The organism is Undibacterium parvum, from assembly GCF_003955735.1.
GTDB classification, from domain to species: Bacteria; Pseudomonadota; Gammaproteobacteria; order Burkholderiales; family Burkholderiaceae_D; genus Undibacterium; species Undibacterium parvum.
The window spans coordinates 3,900,507-3,914,519 of the sequence record NZ_CP034464.1; the positions used below are offsets into that span (position 1 = coordinate 3,900,507).

Annotated in this window: 14 protein-coding genes and 1 tRNA gene; 11 read left to right on the forward strand and 4 right to left on the reverse strand. The window is 49.6% G+C overall.

The annotated features are described in order from the left end of the window. Positions 1 to 24: 24 nt before the first annotated feature. Complete coding sequence (locus EJN92_RS17065; RefSeq protein ID WP_126128920.1) at positions 25 to 1,887, reverse strand: GGDEF domain-containing protein; 1,863 nt, start codon at positions 1,885 to 1,887, stop codon at positions 25 to 27. Positions 1,888 to 2,504: 617 nt separating this feature from the next. On the opposite strand from EJN92_RS17065, the gene EJN92_RS17070 reads away from it, so the two are divergent. The 5 genes from EJN92_RS17070 (at position 2,505) to EJN92_RS17090 (ending at position 6,702) form a co-directional block, all read left to right on the forward strand. Continuing rightward, a tRNA-Ser gene (locus tag EJN92_RS17070) sits at positions 2,505 to 2,594 on the forward strand. Positions 2,595 to 2,759: 165 nt separating this feature from the next. After that, positions 2,760 to 4,025 (forward strand): tyrosine-type recombinase/integrase, encoded by a 1,266-nt coding sequence (locus EJN92_RS17075; protein ID WP_126128921.1) that lies wholly within the window; start codon positions 2,760 to 2,762, stop codon positions 4,023 to 4,025. Between the two features lie 585 nt (positions 4,026 to 4,610). After that, positions 4,611 to 5,339 (forward strand): hypothetical protein, encoded by a 729-nt coding sequence (locus EJN92_RS17080; protein WP_126128922.1) that lies wholly within the window; start codon positions 4,611 to 4,613, stop codon positions 5,337 to 5,339. Between the two features lie 5 nt (positions 5,340 to 5,344). Beyond that, on the forward strand, positions 5,345 to 5,995 hold the full coding sequence (locus tag EJN92_RS17085) for a hypothetical protein (RefSeq protein ID WP_126128923.1): 651 nt from the start codon (positions 5,345 to 5,347) through the stop codon (positions 5,993 to 5,995). Next, positions 5,995 to 6,702: a hypothetical protein gene (locus EJN92_RS17090; protein WP_126128924.1), complete on the forward strand. Its 708-nt coding sequence runs from the start codon at positions 5,995 to 5,997 to the stop codon at positions 6,700 to 6,702. Before EJN92_RS17085 ends, EJN92_RS17090 begins: the two co-directional genes overlap by 1 nt. 183 nt (positions 6,703 to 6,885) lie before the next feature. Here EJN92_RS17090 and tnpC read toward each other — a convergent pair whose 3' ends face one another. From tnpC to tnpA, 3 genes are read right to left on the reverse strand one after another with little or no spacing between them, the layout of a single operon-like run. Next, entirely contained in the window at positions 6,886 to 8,451 is a 1,566-nt protein-coding gene (gene tnpC, locus EJN92_RS17095) for an IS66 family transposase (protein WP_126126216.1), read from the reverse strand. 53 nt (positions 8,452 to 8,504) lie between these two features. Next, positions 8,505 to 8,852, reverse strand: coding sequence for an IS66 family insertion sequence element accessory protein TnpB (gene tnpB, locus EJN92_RS17100; protein WP_126126595.1), 348 nt, complete (start codon positions 8,850 to 8,852; stop codon positions 8,505 to 8,507). Then, positions 8,849 to 9,250: an IS66 family insertion sequence element accessory protein TnpA gene (gene tnpA / locus EJN92_RS17105; protein ID WP_126126596.1), complete on the reverse strand. Its 402-nt coding sequence runs from the start codon at positions 9,248 to 9,250 to the stop codon at positions 8,849 to 8,851. Before tnpA ends, tnpB begins: the two co-directional genes overlap by 4 nt. A 57-nt stretch (positions 9,251 to 9,307) precedes the next feature. Between tnpA and EJN92_RS17110 the strand changes: the two genes are divergently transcribed. The 6 genes from EJN92_RS17110 (at position 9,308) to EJN92_RS17135 (ending at position 13,962) form a co-directional block, all read left to right on the forward strand. Continuing rightward, positions 9,308 to 9,529 carry a helix-turn-helix transcriptional regulator gene (locus tag EJN92_RS17110; RefSeq protein WP_126129993.1) on the forward strand — a complete coding sequence of 74 codons (222 nt, stop codon included), beginning with the start codon at positions 9,308 to 9,310 and terminating at the stop codon, positions 9,527 to 9,529. Then, positions 9,526 to 9,807, forward strand: a complete 282-nt coding sequence (locus EJN92_RS17115; RefSeq protein ID WP_126128925.1) for a hypothetical protein — start codon at positions 9,526 to 9,528, stop codon at positions 9,805 to 9,807. The genes EJN92_RS17110 and EJN92_RS17115 overlap by 4 nt, the downstream gene beginning before the upstream one ends. Next, the gene (locus EJN92_RS17120) at positions 9,804 to 10,130 is read left to right on the forward strand and encodes a hypothetical protein (protein ID WP_126128926.1); all 327 of its coding nucleotides are present in this window, start codon (positions 9,804 to 9,806) and stop codon (positions 10,128 to 10,130) included. Before EJN92_RS17115 ends, EJN92_RS17120 begins: the two co-directional genes overlap by 4 nt. 279 nt (positions 10,131 to 10,409) lie before the next feature. Further along, entirely contained in the window at positions 10,410 to 10,649 is a 240-nt protein-coding gene (locus EJN92_RS17125; RefSeq protein WP_126128927.1) for a hypothetical protein, read from the forward strand. After that, a complete protein-coding gene (locus EJN92_RS17130; RefSeq protein WP_126128928.1) occupies positions 10,646 to 10,999 on the forward strand; it encodes a hypothetical protein in 354 nt (117 codons plus the stop codon). The genes EJN92_RS17125 and EJN92_RS17130 overlap by 4 nt, the downstream gene beginning before the upstream one ends. An 11-nt stretch (positions 11,000 to 11,010) precedes the next feature. Then, complete coding sequence (locus EJN92_RS17135) at positions 11,011 to 13,962, forward strand: DUF927 domain-containing protein (protein WP_126128929.1); 2,952 nt, start codon at positions 11,011 to 11,013, stop codon at positions 13,960 to 13,962. Positions 13,963 to 14,013: the final 51 nt, after the last annotated feature.

Below are 14,013 nucleotides of genomic sequence, written 5' to 3' on the forward strand. Positions count from 1 at the left end.
GTAATTGAATCTACGCCTAAGTCCCTAGAGTTGGCTGCTGGTCTCTAGCTCACCGCGCCGATCTACAAACAGGCTATTTCCATGGATTTTCTTCGCCTGTTTTTTTGCATCCGAAGCGGCGATCGATATTTGGTGATGAGAATAATATTGTTGTGGCCGCGATTTAATCACGCCTAGCGAGAGACTCACGAGGGGATGAAACACTTTTTTTCCTTGCCTATCCTCGCTCAGATAGCCGCCTTGTTGTTTATCTTCATTGCTGTAGAAGTCGAGTATTGTATTGGAAAAATTTTCCAATAGCGCCAGGCAACGCGCCTCCCAATCCTCGCTCTGAAATAGGATAATGAAGTCGTCACCGCCGATATGCCCAATAAAATCATGCTGCACGTCGCAATGCTGTAGCAGCAGTTCACCGGTCATCTGTATGATGTCGTCACCGCGCCGATAGCCATACATATCGTTAAACGGTTTAAAGTGATCGAGGTCGCAATAGCAGGCAACAAAGGGCGTGTGCTTTTGCAATAATTCATCGATATGCTCATTGATGGGGACATTGCCCGGCAGTTGAGTCAGCGGATTGGCATAGCGCGCCGCCTTAATTTGCATTTGTGTGATTTCACGCATCAAATCTGGGCCTGTGCCTAGACCTAAATACTTGCCTTGGTCAGTAATGATAATGCCGTTAATTAATTGGTCTGGATTGGCTTCGACGATGATGTGGCTGACTGCCTGCATGCTGGTGTTTTTGTCTACAATAATCGGTGCGACATCCATAAACACCGTGCAGGCCTTTTTGCCATACAACTCACGCTGAAACGGCCGCGCAAAACAGTCGATCATGTGATAACGGTTGATCAGGCCGATAGGGATGCCATCGTCAACGATGGGGATGATTTGCAGTTTTGGGTCACGCAAAAACAGCGCATCGACCTCATTGTTGCGCATGCTAGAGCTCACTGTGATCGGTGTCTTGAGTATTTTTTCTATGGTTGACTCAGGCTCAAAGCGCGCATTTTGGCGTAGCTTGCCATTGCTTTGAGGTCCGCTCAAGAGCTTGGCGACGTTGGCGGAAATCGCCTTGGCTGGGCTAGCATCTGGCCTGGCAATGTGATAGCCCTGGCCACAGCTGACGCCTAAATCGCGAATCGCGATTAGTTCGGCTTGCGTTTCTATGCCTTCGGCCACGACGTGGGTGCCGCATTGCTCGGCGATGCTTTGTATCGAGCGTACAAATTGCATTTTCACGGGATCAAGATCGATACCCTGAATAAAATGCATATCAATTTTGACGTATTCCGGTTTCAGCTCCGACCACAGGCGCAGACTGGAAAATCCCTCGCCAAGATCGTCGATCGCAATCTCAAAACCCATATTCCGGTAGTGCAGAACCGCTTCTCTTAAAAGACTGTAGTCATGCGTAGGTTGATATTCGGTGAGCTCGATGATGACGCGCTCAGGGTTGATGCCTAGCTCATGAATATAGTCTAGCGTCTCGCCATGCTTGGCATCGCGCTGCAGCAGGCATTCTGGGCTGACATTGAGAAATAATTTGCCGGGTAAGTTGAGTGCGGCAAATTGCTCCAGCACGATACGGCGACACAGATGCTCGACCGTCACCGTGAGATTGTGTTCTGCGGCCGCACTAAACAGATTGAGCGGCGAGTGCAAGGGGCTATCCGAAGGCCCGCGTATTAAACCTTCGTAACCCAAAATCTCACCGCTGTGCATGTGGATGATAGGTTGAAAGCGCGCGCTGAGCAATTGATGGCGGATGATGCGATGCAGTTGCGTCAGCACCGCGCTGCTTTTTTGCTGGCTGAGCTGTTCGCTAGTTAATGAATCTGAAACTGCTTCATAAAAAGCATATTCAAGGGGGTCGTCAGTCATTGCGCAATCCATTGAAGGTGCCTTGTAAATATTAAAGTTTAGGAGTTACGCAAAACCGCCCCAGCGTCCTTGTATCCGCCTCATCGTACTGACTGTCTTCGGCGGTACGCCTATCTGGAACGATTTTGCGTAAGTCCTATAAATCTTAGAAACGTAGCAAAAGCGCGCGTCTTTGCTCGCTCGCGCTTTGCGTTTAAGCTTAATTCTAAGTACTAATGTGCGGCTATCGACGCCGAGCTGGATATGGAGTGAATATATCAATTGTTGGTCAGCGTGAATATTTCGCTATGGTAATGTTGATATATGACAGCAGTATGTCCGCAGCCGTTTTAACTAGTTCGCTGCAGGGCGAGATGAGTCGCGCAAAAAATCCTGCAATGAAAAGAAAAATTCTTGCTATAATTGCGGGCTTGCTTAAGTTGCTAGTCGTTAAGGGCAACTGCTGTGCTAACAATTAGATTGTTTGAAAAAAGCATCTACCGTTAAATTGTAAAAAGCTTAAGGTGTTGTAAGTTAAAAGCCAGCTTTTCGCAAAATGCCAGCGTCACAGCCAAGCATCAATTTGTAGAAAATTCTAGCGTCGACCTGCTAGAGTTTTTTTGTAAAAGTTAGCACCTGGAGAGGTGGCAGAGTGGTCGAATGTACCTGACTCGAAATCAGGCGTGCGTGCGAACGTACCGAGGGTTCGAATCCCTCTCTCTCCTCCAATATTACGTTTCAGGCAGTGCCAAGAAACACCAAAAGCCGCATTACTCACTATGAGAATGCGGCTTTTTTGTTTCAGGAAGTGCCAAGCAGTTTCTTGACATCCCAACTTTTTGCATCCATGCTTGCATCCATGGATGAACCCATCAAGAAGTCATGGATGCAAAATGCCGAAACTCGCTACTCCGCTAACTGACATACAGGTCAGAAATAGCAAGCCTACCGACAAGACCAGAACCCTAGCCGATGGTAATGGCCTTTATCTGGAAATTACCAAGACCGGCAAGAAGAGCTGGCGCATGGCCTACCGCCGTCCAATTACCAAAACCAATAACCGCCTAAGCTTTGGTGATTACCCCTTGGTTAGCTTGGCTGAAGCGCGCACCAAATGCTTAGCCGCGAATAAACTACTTCTGGACGGGATAGACCCCGCTGTCCAAAGAGAAGAAAAGAAACAGCTCGCGGCTCTGGAAGCCGCCAACACCTTTGAAAAGCTAGCGCGTCAATGGCATAACACCCTTCTCTCGAAGTGGAGCCCATCGACCGCCAAAGAGACGATCAACCGGCTAGAGAAAGATATTTTTCCTGAGATTGGTCATTTGCCGATTGCATCAATTACCAATCAACAGGTCATTGCAGCCTTACGCAAAATCGAGGAACGCGGCGCAGGTGAAGTCGCGCACCGGCTCAAGGCCACCTGTGCGCGAGTGTTTAGTTATGCTAACCAGCACGACATAGAAAATAAAAATCCCGCCGCTGATTTAAAAGATGTGCTGAAGCCCGTCAAGATCGGCCACTTTGCAGCTATTGCACCTGACGAGCTGCCCGCTTTTCTGGAGGCGATAAGGGCAAATAATGCAAGGTTATACGCCCCGACCCGCATTGCTTTACGCTTGATGCTCTTAATTTTTGTGCGTAGTAGCGAACTACGCACGACACCGTGGAGCGAAATCAACTTAGAAACAGGCGAGTGGGTAATTCCATGGCAGCGCATGAAGCGTGGCAAGCTGACCATGAACCCAGATACCACGGATCACCACGTTTGTCTGTCGCGCCAAGGGCTAGAGTTATTGCGTGAGCTGCACCAGTACACTGGCGGCAGCAAGTACCTGTTCCCGAACCAGCGCGACCATGAAAAACCTATGAGTGGCGATGCAATCCGTATGGCACTAAACCGCATGGGTTACGAAGGCAAGATGACCACGCACGGGTTCCGAGCCTTAGCCATGACGACACTCAAAGAAAAACTAGGCTACCGGCACGAGACCGTGGACAGGCAACTTGCCCACGCCCAAAAAGATAAGATCGCCAGCGCCTACGACCGCGCCCAGTTTATCGACGAACGTAAAAAGATGATGCAGCATTGGGCAGACTACCTCGATGGAATAAAGGCTGGCGGCAACGTCATACAAGGAGGCTTCAAACAAGCCTAAGTGCCAAAGAACGCACAGCAAAAGCCGCCAGCTAGCGGCTTTTTTGACGTTGCTAGGTTAGAAAAAACTTAGAAATCGAAAAATGCAGGTGTTACAGTGTTACATGAGAAAGAGCAGGCTAGAAAGTTAGGCTGGCTCTAGTTCTTGCTGTAACACTTTATATATAAACTAGTGTTACATAGGTGTTACGTTAGTGTTACTGACTAACGGGTTCTTGTCTATTCGGACAGTTTTTCGCTTGGATTAGTTACTGGCACTTGTAAAAACTAAGCGCGGGTGGATTTTCTGGCGCAGACCCTTCGGCGGATTACCCCAATATAAATTACTCGTATCCAGCTAGTCATTTAAGTGGTCGGTTGATGCGAAGTTGCATGGTTATAATAAATTCGAAATTTGTTAATTTAGTTGATACAACGAAAATAAAATGTAATGATTCTTTTCATGCTTTTAGTACTAATTAATTTTAATGTTCATTAGTGAAAGCAAAAGCAGTAACAGGGTTTTGATTGTTTTCTTTCAAAATATTATGAAAAACGAGTCCGATTAGCCGAGATGGTGACGGACACATCTAGGACTTTAACCCTAATGGAAAAACTCGATAAGCCTCAAACGAAAGATTACGACCCTCTGGTAATGTGGGCTTGTGATCTTGAAGAGATTTTCTCCGTGCTAAATAATTGTACAAAAATAGAATTTGTTGCGGATCATGTGAAATTCGAATCTGTAGAGGAGTTCGTTAAGGCAAGTAAGGGCCGCAATCCAAAGGTAGTAAAGATAAAAACAAGCGAGCCCTATCTGACAATCGACCTATACCATCGTTGGGCTCAACTATATGTTTCATCAAGTGAGTTGTTAGCATCCGGTTTGTTCCACAAGATTGATTCCATTTTGAGTCGCTGCGAGAGAAAACCTAAATTTTTCTATCGATATGGCTGGGTATTCGGTTGCTCTTTGATTCTTCCGAATATTTTCTACTTGTCACAACTGAAATCATATCGCTACCTTTCTTACTGGAGTGGGAGCCTAATAATTTTATGGCTTTCGTACGTTGCATTCATTCAGCTTTGGCGTTTTTCAGTAATTCACCCAATGTATAGAGAAGCGAGACTTAATTTTTTTCGCAGAAACAAGGATTCTTTAGTCATTGCACTTATTTCTGCAATGGTTGGCGCCGTCGGAGGCGTTGGTGCAACAAAGATAGCTGACCGAGTTTGGCCTAGCACGAGCACGAGCACGAGCACGAGCACTAGTCCTGCTGCTGAGATGGGAGCTCCGCGAACAACAACGTCGCCTTCTCCGCGCCTCTCACCATAAATATTATGGTGCTTCAACGCGAAAAACTTGAGCAGCCTCATACGCTTGACGAGATGCGAAACTTGCTCGACAGATTCTCTGCTGACCACATAGCTTTTCCAGACCAACTCGTGCATCTCCGTCGCGGAGTGTTCAAGGACATCATTGAGGAGTACGCGCCGCTGTATAGCCTAGCGAACAATCTGGAAGGTTTTATGTGGGCTAGATTGACTAAAGAATCCTTTCCTGGACCGGACGCAATCATTCAACTGAACGATCAAAGTCAAATTGCCATCCAAATTACCACTGCCGGTGAAACCCAGAAGACAGCACTTCAGCGAGAGGTTCTCAGCCGAGGCGAGTCTATTTTCCGAAATCAAGATGCCCTCAGAATCCTTCCTTCAAAGAAAATCTTAATGAGTGGCAGAGCTTTGACTACAAAGAAGGCGAACACGGAAGAAATGATAGAGGAGGTTAAGACTGCAATTAAAAGAAAAATCTCGGCTTACCGCAATGGAACTCAATGTCTCCTCATCCTTATTTGTCAGCAATCAATAACAATGGAATTTGACTGGAAATCTCAGCTTAGAGCTGCGCTCTTAAATATAACTTTCGCTCCATATTTAGAGGTGTACGTTACGAACACTGACACTTGTACTCGGTGCGCAGGTGTGTAATGCAGCGTAACTCAGCGGAGACAGCCCGCAGACACGAAGCAAAAATTGACTATGGCAGCCCAATTTTAAAAAATTTTCCTAAGTTCACGGCGGTGCTTCGTGAGCGTGATTTAGATATAAATAGAACATTGGCTGCCGATTTAATGAAATATGACTCCGAAGCTTCTGTGGTAACTCGTTTGAATAGAATCGTTCGTCATGCAAAGGAGCGTTTACCGATAGATAACGGTGACCGTAAAACAAACAAACCCAGAGTTTTAAACAAGATCGAAGAACTAAACGCTAAGTTGATCGAGTGCAAACAATTAATGGAATATCTATCGCATGATGATTTGCCGACAGGTGGCGAGTTATCTAAGGCATTTGAATTAGAATTTCGTGTGGTTGTGCCCGACGTTGGTCTAAACAGTTTTGGTTTTGACGCCGCATACGAGCACCTCTGTGGCCTCGTTCGCGGTGTGCAAAATGCGCAAGAGCACATCAAAACTAACCTTCCTTTTGCATGGGAAAAAACCGCTTTGTCTGGTACCGCGTTGGAGGTTTGCACGCTACTGCTCCAGTTCGATCAAAAACCGACCGCATACCTGCAAGGTTTGGCCGTAGGCTTACTTGGCGCATGCTATGAAGCTGCCGGTGGTGCCTTAAGTGCTGCCACCTATAAAAATGCGATTCAAGAAGCCTTAACACAGTTAAAAACAAAAAAATAAGCTATTTTGTTTTATTCAAAATAGGTAAGCATTTTGGCTTATCTTTAAATCGCTAAAATTCCCATAATTCCACCTGTTCCCGCCCAATACCGGACGGCACTCTTCTCAACCTAACAGGTGCGAATATGACGAATCAAAAGTAAGCGTCCAACAGATCCGTCTAGCATTTATTCCTAAAGCGCATTAACAAGGCAGCGGTAGCAGTTCATCAATCCGGCTGTTTGGATGCGTCGGTAATTTTTCGAGTGTGCCTTTAAGCCATGCCAAAGGTTCTATGCCATTGGCTTTCGCGGTGGCGAGCAGGCTTTGAATGGCGGCAGCTTGTCGGCCTGCTCGTTCAGAACCGGCGAAGAGCCAGTTCTTTTTGCCAATGGCAATAGGGCGAATGGCGTTTTCAATCGGATTATTGTCGATTGGCAGATGACCGCTATTGGCGTAGCGTTCAATCGCGCTCCAGCGTTTGAGGCTGTAGTCGATGGCTTTGGCGAGACTGCTGCCATCGGCGCTCTGTTGGCGTGTGTGAATCAGCCAGGCATGCATCGCTTTGAGTTCTGGCAGCGCCTGTGTAGCACGTCGTTGTTGTCGTTGTTCGATACTGTCGCCTTTACCCTCGGCCTCAATGTGATACAGCTTTGCAATGCGTGTAAGTGCCTCATTGGCAATCGGATGCCCATTGGCGGCGTGCAGGTCGAAGAATTTGCGACGGGCGTGCGCCAGGCAGGCCAGTTCGGTGATGCCCAGCGCGAACAGGGCTTTGTAGCCGGCATAATCATCCACCATAAGATGGCCTTGCCAATGCCGCAGAAACGCGCGCGCATGACTGCCACTGCGTCCGGTTTGGAAATCGAACACGATGATGGCAGGCTGGTCTTCTAAGGCATTGCTGCGATATGCCCATAGATAGGCACGCTTGGTCTTACCATTGCCGGGGTCGAGCAGCGGCACCGGGGTTTCGTCGGCATGCAGCACTCGTCCTTGCTTGAGTATTTCTGCCAACCGGTCACTGAGCGGTTGCAGGGCGACGCCAATACGTCCTACCCACTCGGCCAGTGTGGAGCGGGCAATGCCAACACCGTGTCGACTGCTGATTTGCTCAATCCGATACAGTGGTAAGTGATCGAGATATTTTTGAATTACCACCCATGCCAATAATCCTGGTGCCGCCAGACTACGATCGATCACTGCCGGGGGAATGGCTGCTGCGGTGACTGTCTCACAAGCGCGACAGGCGTATTGAGGGCGAATATGCCGATGCACAAAGAAGCGTGCTGGTTCGACGTCGAGTTGTTCACTGATGTCTTCACCGATCTTGATCAGGTCTTTGCCGCATTGAGCGCAGGTGCAGCTTTCTGGCTCATGACGATGTTCAATGCGCGGCAGTTCCGCTGGCAGTGGCCTACGTCCGGTAGGGCTTGGCTTACGTGGTGTTGTCGCTGAAGATAATTGGGCAAGCTCGGCCTGCATCGCAGCCAGGTCGCTTTGTTCGCACTCTAAAAACAGGTCGCGTTGTTGTACCGTAAACGCTTCGGCTTTTGCGCTGAATTTGAGACGTTTGTGATACGCCAGTTCTAAAGTCAAGGCTTGAATTTTGCATTCTTTGACGTGAAGATCGTGCTCCTTGCGACGTAATTGATCCTGCAAAGCAGCCTTCTCCGCCTGTGCCAGTCCGGCCCCATTCAACTGCGCCATCACCCATTGAGTCAGTGCGGGGTCAGCGTTGAATTGGGCGAGTTTGGTGGCGATATCCATGCACGAAAGTATACCTCGCCCGACCGAAAGTTAACAGGGGGAGGCATCCCTTTTTATACGCGCCAATTCGATTGTGGCGGCGCGTTAAGTCGGGGCCAGTCAACGCCCGTGGTGAGCCATTGCCATTCTTCGTTCGACAAGACACACGCCGCATCATGGCTCTGCGGCCAGACGAAGCGACCTTTGTGCAAGCGTCGCATACATAACCAAACACCGGTGCCATCCCAGATCAATAGCTTGATGCGGGTGCTATTCTTGTTACGAAATGCATAGGCACTGCCATCGCAAGGTGGCTTACCCAAACTTTCTTGTACATGCAGGGAAAGTCCGTCAACACCGCTGCGCATATCGATCGGTTCGACAGCGAGATACACCTGTGCCGGAGTCAGTGGCAGGCTCATGGTAGTTGCCGCAGCAATTGCGCCAACACGGGTAAGTCAACATGGTTAGAAATAGTCACCTGCCAACCGGCCGGGCTGCACAAGACAATCTCGGGAAGTGATGCCCTGATCGACACCGGCACCAACTTGCAAGGCTTCATGGCTGGCCGCGGCGATGTCGATGCGATTGTCGTGAGGGAGGTGTGCTTAGCTTGAGAAACTACTGGCGATTTTACAGCGGGTGTGGCAAGTGTGACACTCTGATCAATAACGATGGAAGCGAGGCGTTTGCGCCAGGTATAAAACGTTGAATAGCCGATGGCTTCACGTCGACAATACGCGCTCAGTGATAAGCCGCTCTCAGCCCAGTGCTGCTGATGCTTAGTCCAAAACGCCACTTTGAGAGGATTGAAATTCATGCTAACTCCAGATCATTGAAAGAGTCGAGTGTCACTTATATCGTTATCGATTTCCAGATGGTTGCGTTGGACGCTTACAATCAAAAAACATCACCCGCAAGACTCTTACGGCTCCCCAGCGTACTCGACAGAGTCCCATTCTCGAAAACGGAAATTTACCGGCGTGTACGCGCTGGCGAATTCCCTAAGCCTATCACTATCGGCATTCGCGCCGTGGCATGGCTAGAGTCAGACATCGACCAATACATTCAAAAGCTGACGACAGGTGCAGCCCAATGAATGCCATCAAAGAAAATGCAAACAAGATGATTGCCCTGACTGATCGGCAAGCGGGCTGCTCAGTGTCTGCACTTACGGCACCTTCAGCGGCAATTAGCAATCAAGATTTACTCCAACACGCATCACACCTGCATCAGCAATTGGCCGTGAGCCAAGTCCCTGATTCTGGAATCGCATTTCCGCACCAAGGGAAAACATTCTTCTTTAAGGTGCGAGATCGCAAGCTGGCGGTGATTGATGAACAGGGTTATTTGGTGATCGAAGGGGGCGCGCAATGAACCGTACACACTACCAAGAGCCAAACATCAAGCAATACATCGAAGCACAGACAGGCTACTTTCTATTGAAAGCGTACTTAGAAGAAGACGGAAAAATGCACGTGCATAAACGCTGCATTATCGCGTGGGGGCTCGAAGAATCACAAGGATGTACCAGCACTATTCCTGTGACCTTGGAAGGCATGGTGCTTGATAATCTGCCCGTTTTATTACCATGCGGGTTTATTGAAGTTCCTCATGATTGCGACTGGGATAATCTTGATGAATGGCTGGCGTTTGAAAAACGGAAGGCCATGGAAACACAAGGGAGAAACGCAAAATGACAGCGTCACTTGCAATTCGACCGGACAAGGTTTACTCTTCGTTTGTCACTGAAAAAGAAGTGATCGAGTATGAGAGCTCGAAATGTACAAGGCGAACAAGCCGCCCTGCGGCTATTATTTTGTTCGTGTATACCCTTGTTGCGCCTTCAATGGACGGCAGTGGTAGGGACGCCGCAAGGCGTGCCGGTTGCCTTGTACGCCGGTCTCTCAACCCTGCCATTTGCCGTCCCCCCTATTTGAGAGTAGGGAACGGTTTAACCGTACAAGGAGCATCACATCATGGCTAGCACTACCCACGCCCCAAACACGCCCCCAGCAATAAATCTTACTATCCTTTGGCAACCCTACGTCAGCGTATGCGTTGGATATAACGAAGAAGGCGGCTTCACTATCGGCGTTTCACGCAATGGCGAACCGATGGAATCAAAAGAAGATGCCTTCAAATTTGCCAACCAAATGATGGAGCAAATTCCCGAAGCCGTTTTTGCCAGCGTGCGCCGTGTGGAGGTGCTGAAATGATCGCCACCTTGCCTAACTTATCCGGTGCGCACCTGCCACCTGTTGCGCTCTCTATCGATGCCCGTTATCAGTTCGCGGTCAATTGCGGCGCGCAATCGGCTATGGTCTTTTTTGAGGAGGATCAGGCCATTACTCTGCATGTGCATTTGCCTGCTTCTTTGGCCTATTTTATGCGCCAGTCTCGCTTAGGTGCTGAGGCTTTGGGGATTGATTTCTCAGAGACCGCCAAAGAATGCAGTAATGCCTTTGTCGCCGGTTATCTGGGACGCATACAGCAAGAACTTCGACTGATGCGACCAAGCCAGCAGCAAGCAACTAGCTATTCGTTCAATCGTAACGCCGTACATTAAAAGGGGCGCACATGACACAGTTTCATAACGACCGCCCCAGCATAGAGGCGATACAAGCTGCACTTACTTTCATACCTCCGAATGATCGCGCCTTATGGCTCAAGGTTGGTATGGCCTTAAAAGCAGAATTGGGCGACACAGGTTTTGATCAGTTTGATAGCTGGAGCCAGAACGCAGAAAATTACGACATGGCCGCCAGTAAATCGGTCTGGAAGGGCTTTAAAGCCGGTGGCAAGATCGGCATAGGGACACTGTTCTTTGAAGCCAAGCAAAGGGGTTTTAATCCCAAAGACCACGCACCTGCCGCAGCATTAAGCGCCGAAGAAACGGCACGAATCAAACAAGAACGTGAGCAACGCCTTGCCGCTGATCAGGCCGAGATAGAACAGAATCAGGCGGCAGCGGCCAGTATCGCGGCGACCACATGGGGTACTGCGAAAGACAGCGGCGAATCTGCTTATCTGGAAAAGAAGCGTGTCGCCGCCCATGGTCTACGTTTTGCAGCCCACAAAGCGGGCGCGGTGCTGTTAGTGCCGGTGTGGGATGAGCACGGCAAGCTGTGGAATATTCAGCGCATCTTTGCCAGCGGCGATAAACGGTTTTATACCGGCGGGCGGGTGTCTGGCTGCTTTCACTGTATCGGGGAAATTACCGCCTCAGAGTGGTTATTGATTGCCGAAGGTTACGCCACCGGCGCGACTCTTTTTGAAGCCACTGGCCATGCCGTTGTAATTGCTTTTAGTGAGACCAATGTGAAGCATGTAGCGGCCATCATGCGGGCGCGTTATCCAGAAAAGCGCATTCTGATTTGTGCCGATGATGACAGCCAGACCGAACAAAAGACCGGAAAAAATCCTGGCATAGTAGCGGCCACCGAAGCGGCCAAAGCCATTCAAGCCTTATGGTGCAAGCCCTTGAATTTGCCAAAAGAGGGCAACGATTTTAATGATCTGGCACACGCCATGGGCAACGAGGAAGTGACAAGGCAAATTGCTGTAACCATGCAAACAGTGCCCAGCCAGACAAGCGCCAAAGCCTCGCCAGTAAACCAAAACAGCGCACAAGCGATAAATGAAGAACCGTTGAAGGCGAACAAGGTCAACGCAGAAAAAACGCCTGAAAAGCCGACTGAAAAGCCACCGGCTAAACCACGCCAAACGAGCAACCGCAAAAGCGCCGGTGACGGCCAGTCTTCCAAACCGTTTTTTACTTCCAATGACGGCGGCGTATTCTTCCATGCCTTCCATGAGGGGGAGCCGTTGCCCGCCATGAAGATTTGCTCGCCCCTTCATGTGGTGGCAAAAACCCGTGATGCGGCAAATGGGGAATGGGGCTACCTTCTGGAATTCACCGACCCTGACGGCCACCAAAAACGCTGGTCTATGCCCGCCAAAATGCTGGCCGGTGACGGCACACAATACCGCTCTGATTTGCTGTCTATGGGTTTGATGATCGAGGCTGGCCTAAAGGCTAAAAATTATCTGACGACCTACATTCAAACCGCCGATGTTCCGGATCGGGTGCGATGCGTTGACCGTACCGGCTGGCATGATGATGTGTACGTGCTGCCAGATCGCACCATAGGAACGGGAGAGGAACAAGTCTTGTTTCAGACCATGGGCGGGGCAAATTCCGCATTTAAGCAGCGCGGCACTTTGGAAGAGTGGCAAACCCATGTGGCGGCACATTGTCGCGGCAATTCACGCATGCAGTTTTTTATCTCTACCGCCTTTGCTTCGACGCTACTACATCATGCAGGTGTACCCAGCGGCGGCTTTCATATCTGGGGCGATAGCTCAACCGGAAAAAGTACCGCCGTGATCGTGGCCGGTTCGGTGTTTGGCGGGGCAGATTACAAGAAGAGCTGGCGGGCAACCGATAACGCCTTGGAACCAACGGCACAGCAATATTCGGATGCCTTGCTGATCTTGGATGAACTGGCGCAAGCTGACCCGAAGACGGTGGGCAATGTGGTGTACATGCTGGGCAATGAAGCCGGTAAAGGTCGGGCAACCCAAAACGCCACGGCCAAGAGAATTGCCACTTGGCGCTTATTGTTTATCAGTGATGGTGAGATCAGTTTATCTGGCCACATGGCCGAAGTGGGTAAGGCGACTAAAGGCGGCCATGATGTACGCATGGCACATATCAGCGCCGATGCAGGCAAAGGTTTGGGCGTCTATGAGACCGTGCACGACTTCGAAGGTGGCGCGGCCTTGTCCGACCATTTAACCAAAGCCGCGCACCAGTATTACGGCACGGCGGGCTTGGCCTTCATTGAATGGGCAGTGTCGCAATCTAGCGCCTTACGTTCATTGATGGCGAAAGAACTCAACAATAAACTGCAAGAGATTTGCCCGAAAGACGCACACGGCCAAGTGTCCCGTGTGGCGACCCGCTTTGCTTTAGTGGGGCTGGCCGGTGAAATGGCAACCATCGCAGGAATTACCGGCTGGGCGGAAGGCGAAGCGACCGAGGCGGCGGCAACTTGTTTTAATGATTGGCTGGCTAGCCGTGGCGGCGCGGGCAATATCGAACATGACCGCATGCTGTCATTATTGCCCGATTTTATTCGAGTAAATGGCGATGCCCGTTTTGGCTGGAAGCACAGGGAATTGGATGATCACGCACCGAAGATCATCAACCAAGCGGGCTTTAGGCGCATGGTAAGTAAGAGTGGGACAGCGATAGACAGTAACACCGCCCACGGCAAGGAGTATGGCGACAAGGTGCATCCGGACGAAGCCAGCGGCGCAACGATTGAATACTTCATTGACCCGAAGGTTTTCTCTACCGAGATTTGTCGTGGTTATGACGCTAGGGCTGTGACTGCAAAGCTGGTAGCGGCGGGCGTGTTTGAAGTCGGCAAAGATGGCAAAAGCAGCGTACAGGCACGCTATGCTGGAGCCAATAACCGTTACTACAAAGTATCCAGTGAAAAGCTGAGTGAGTTACATATTTGATTTAAATTTCAATAATAGAACAATGAGGCGAGTAGTTTTGTTAAAGCATTT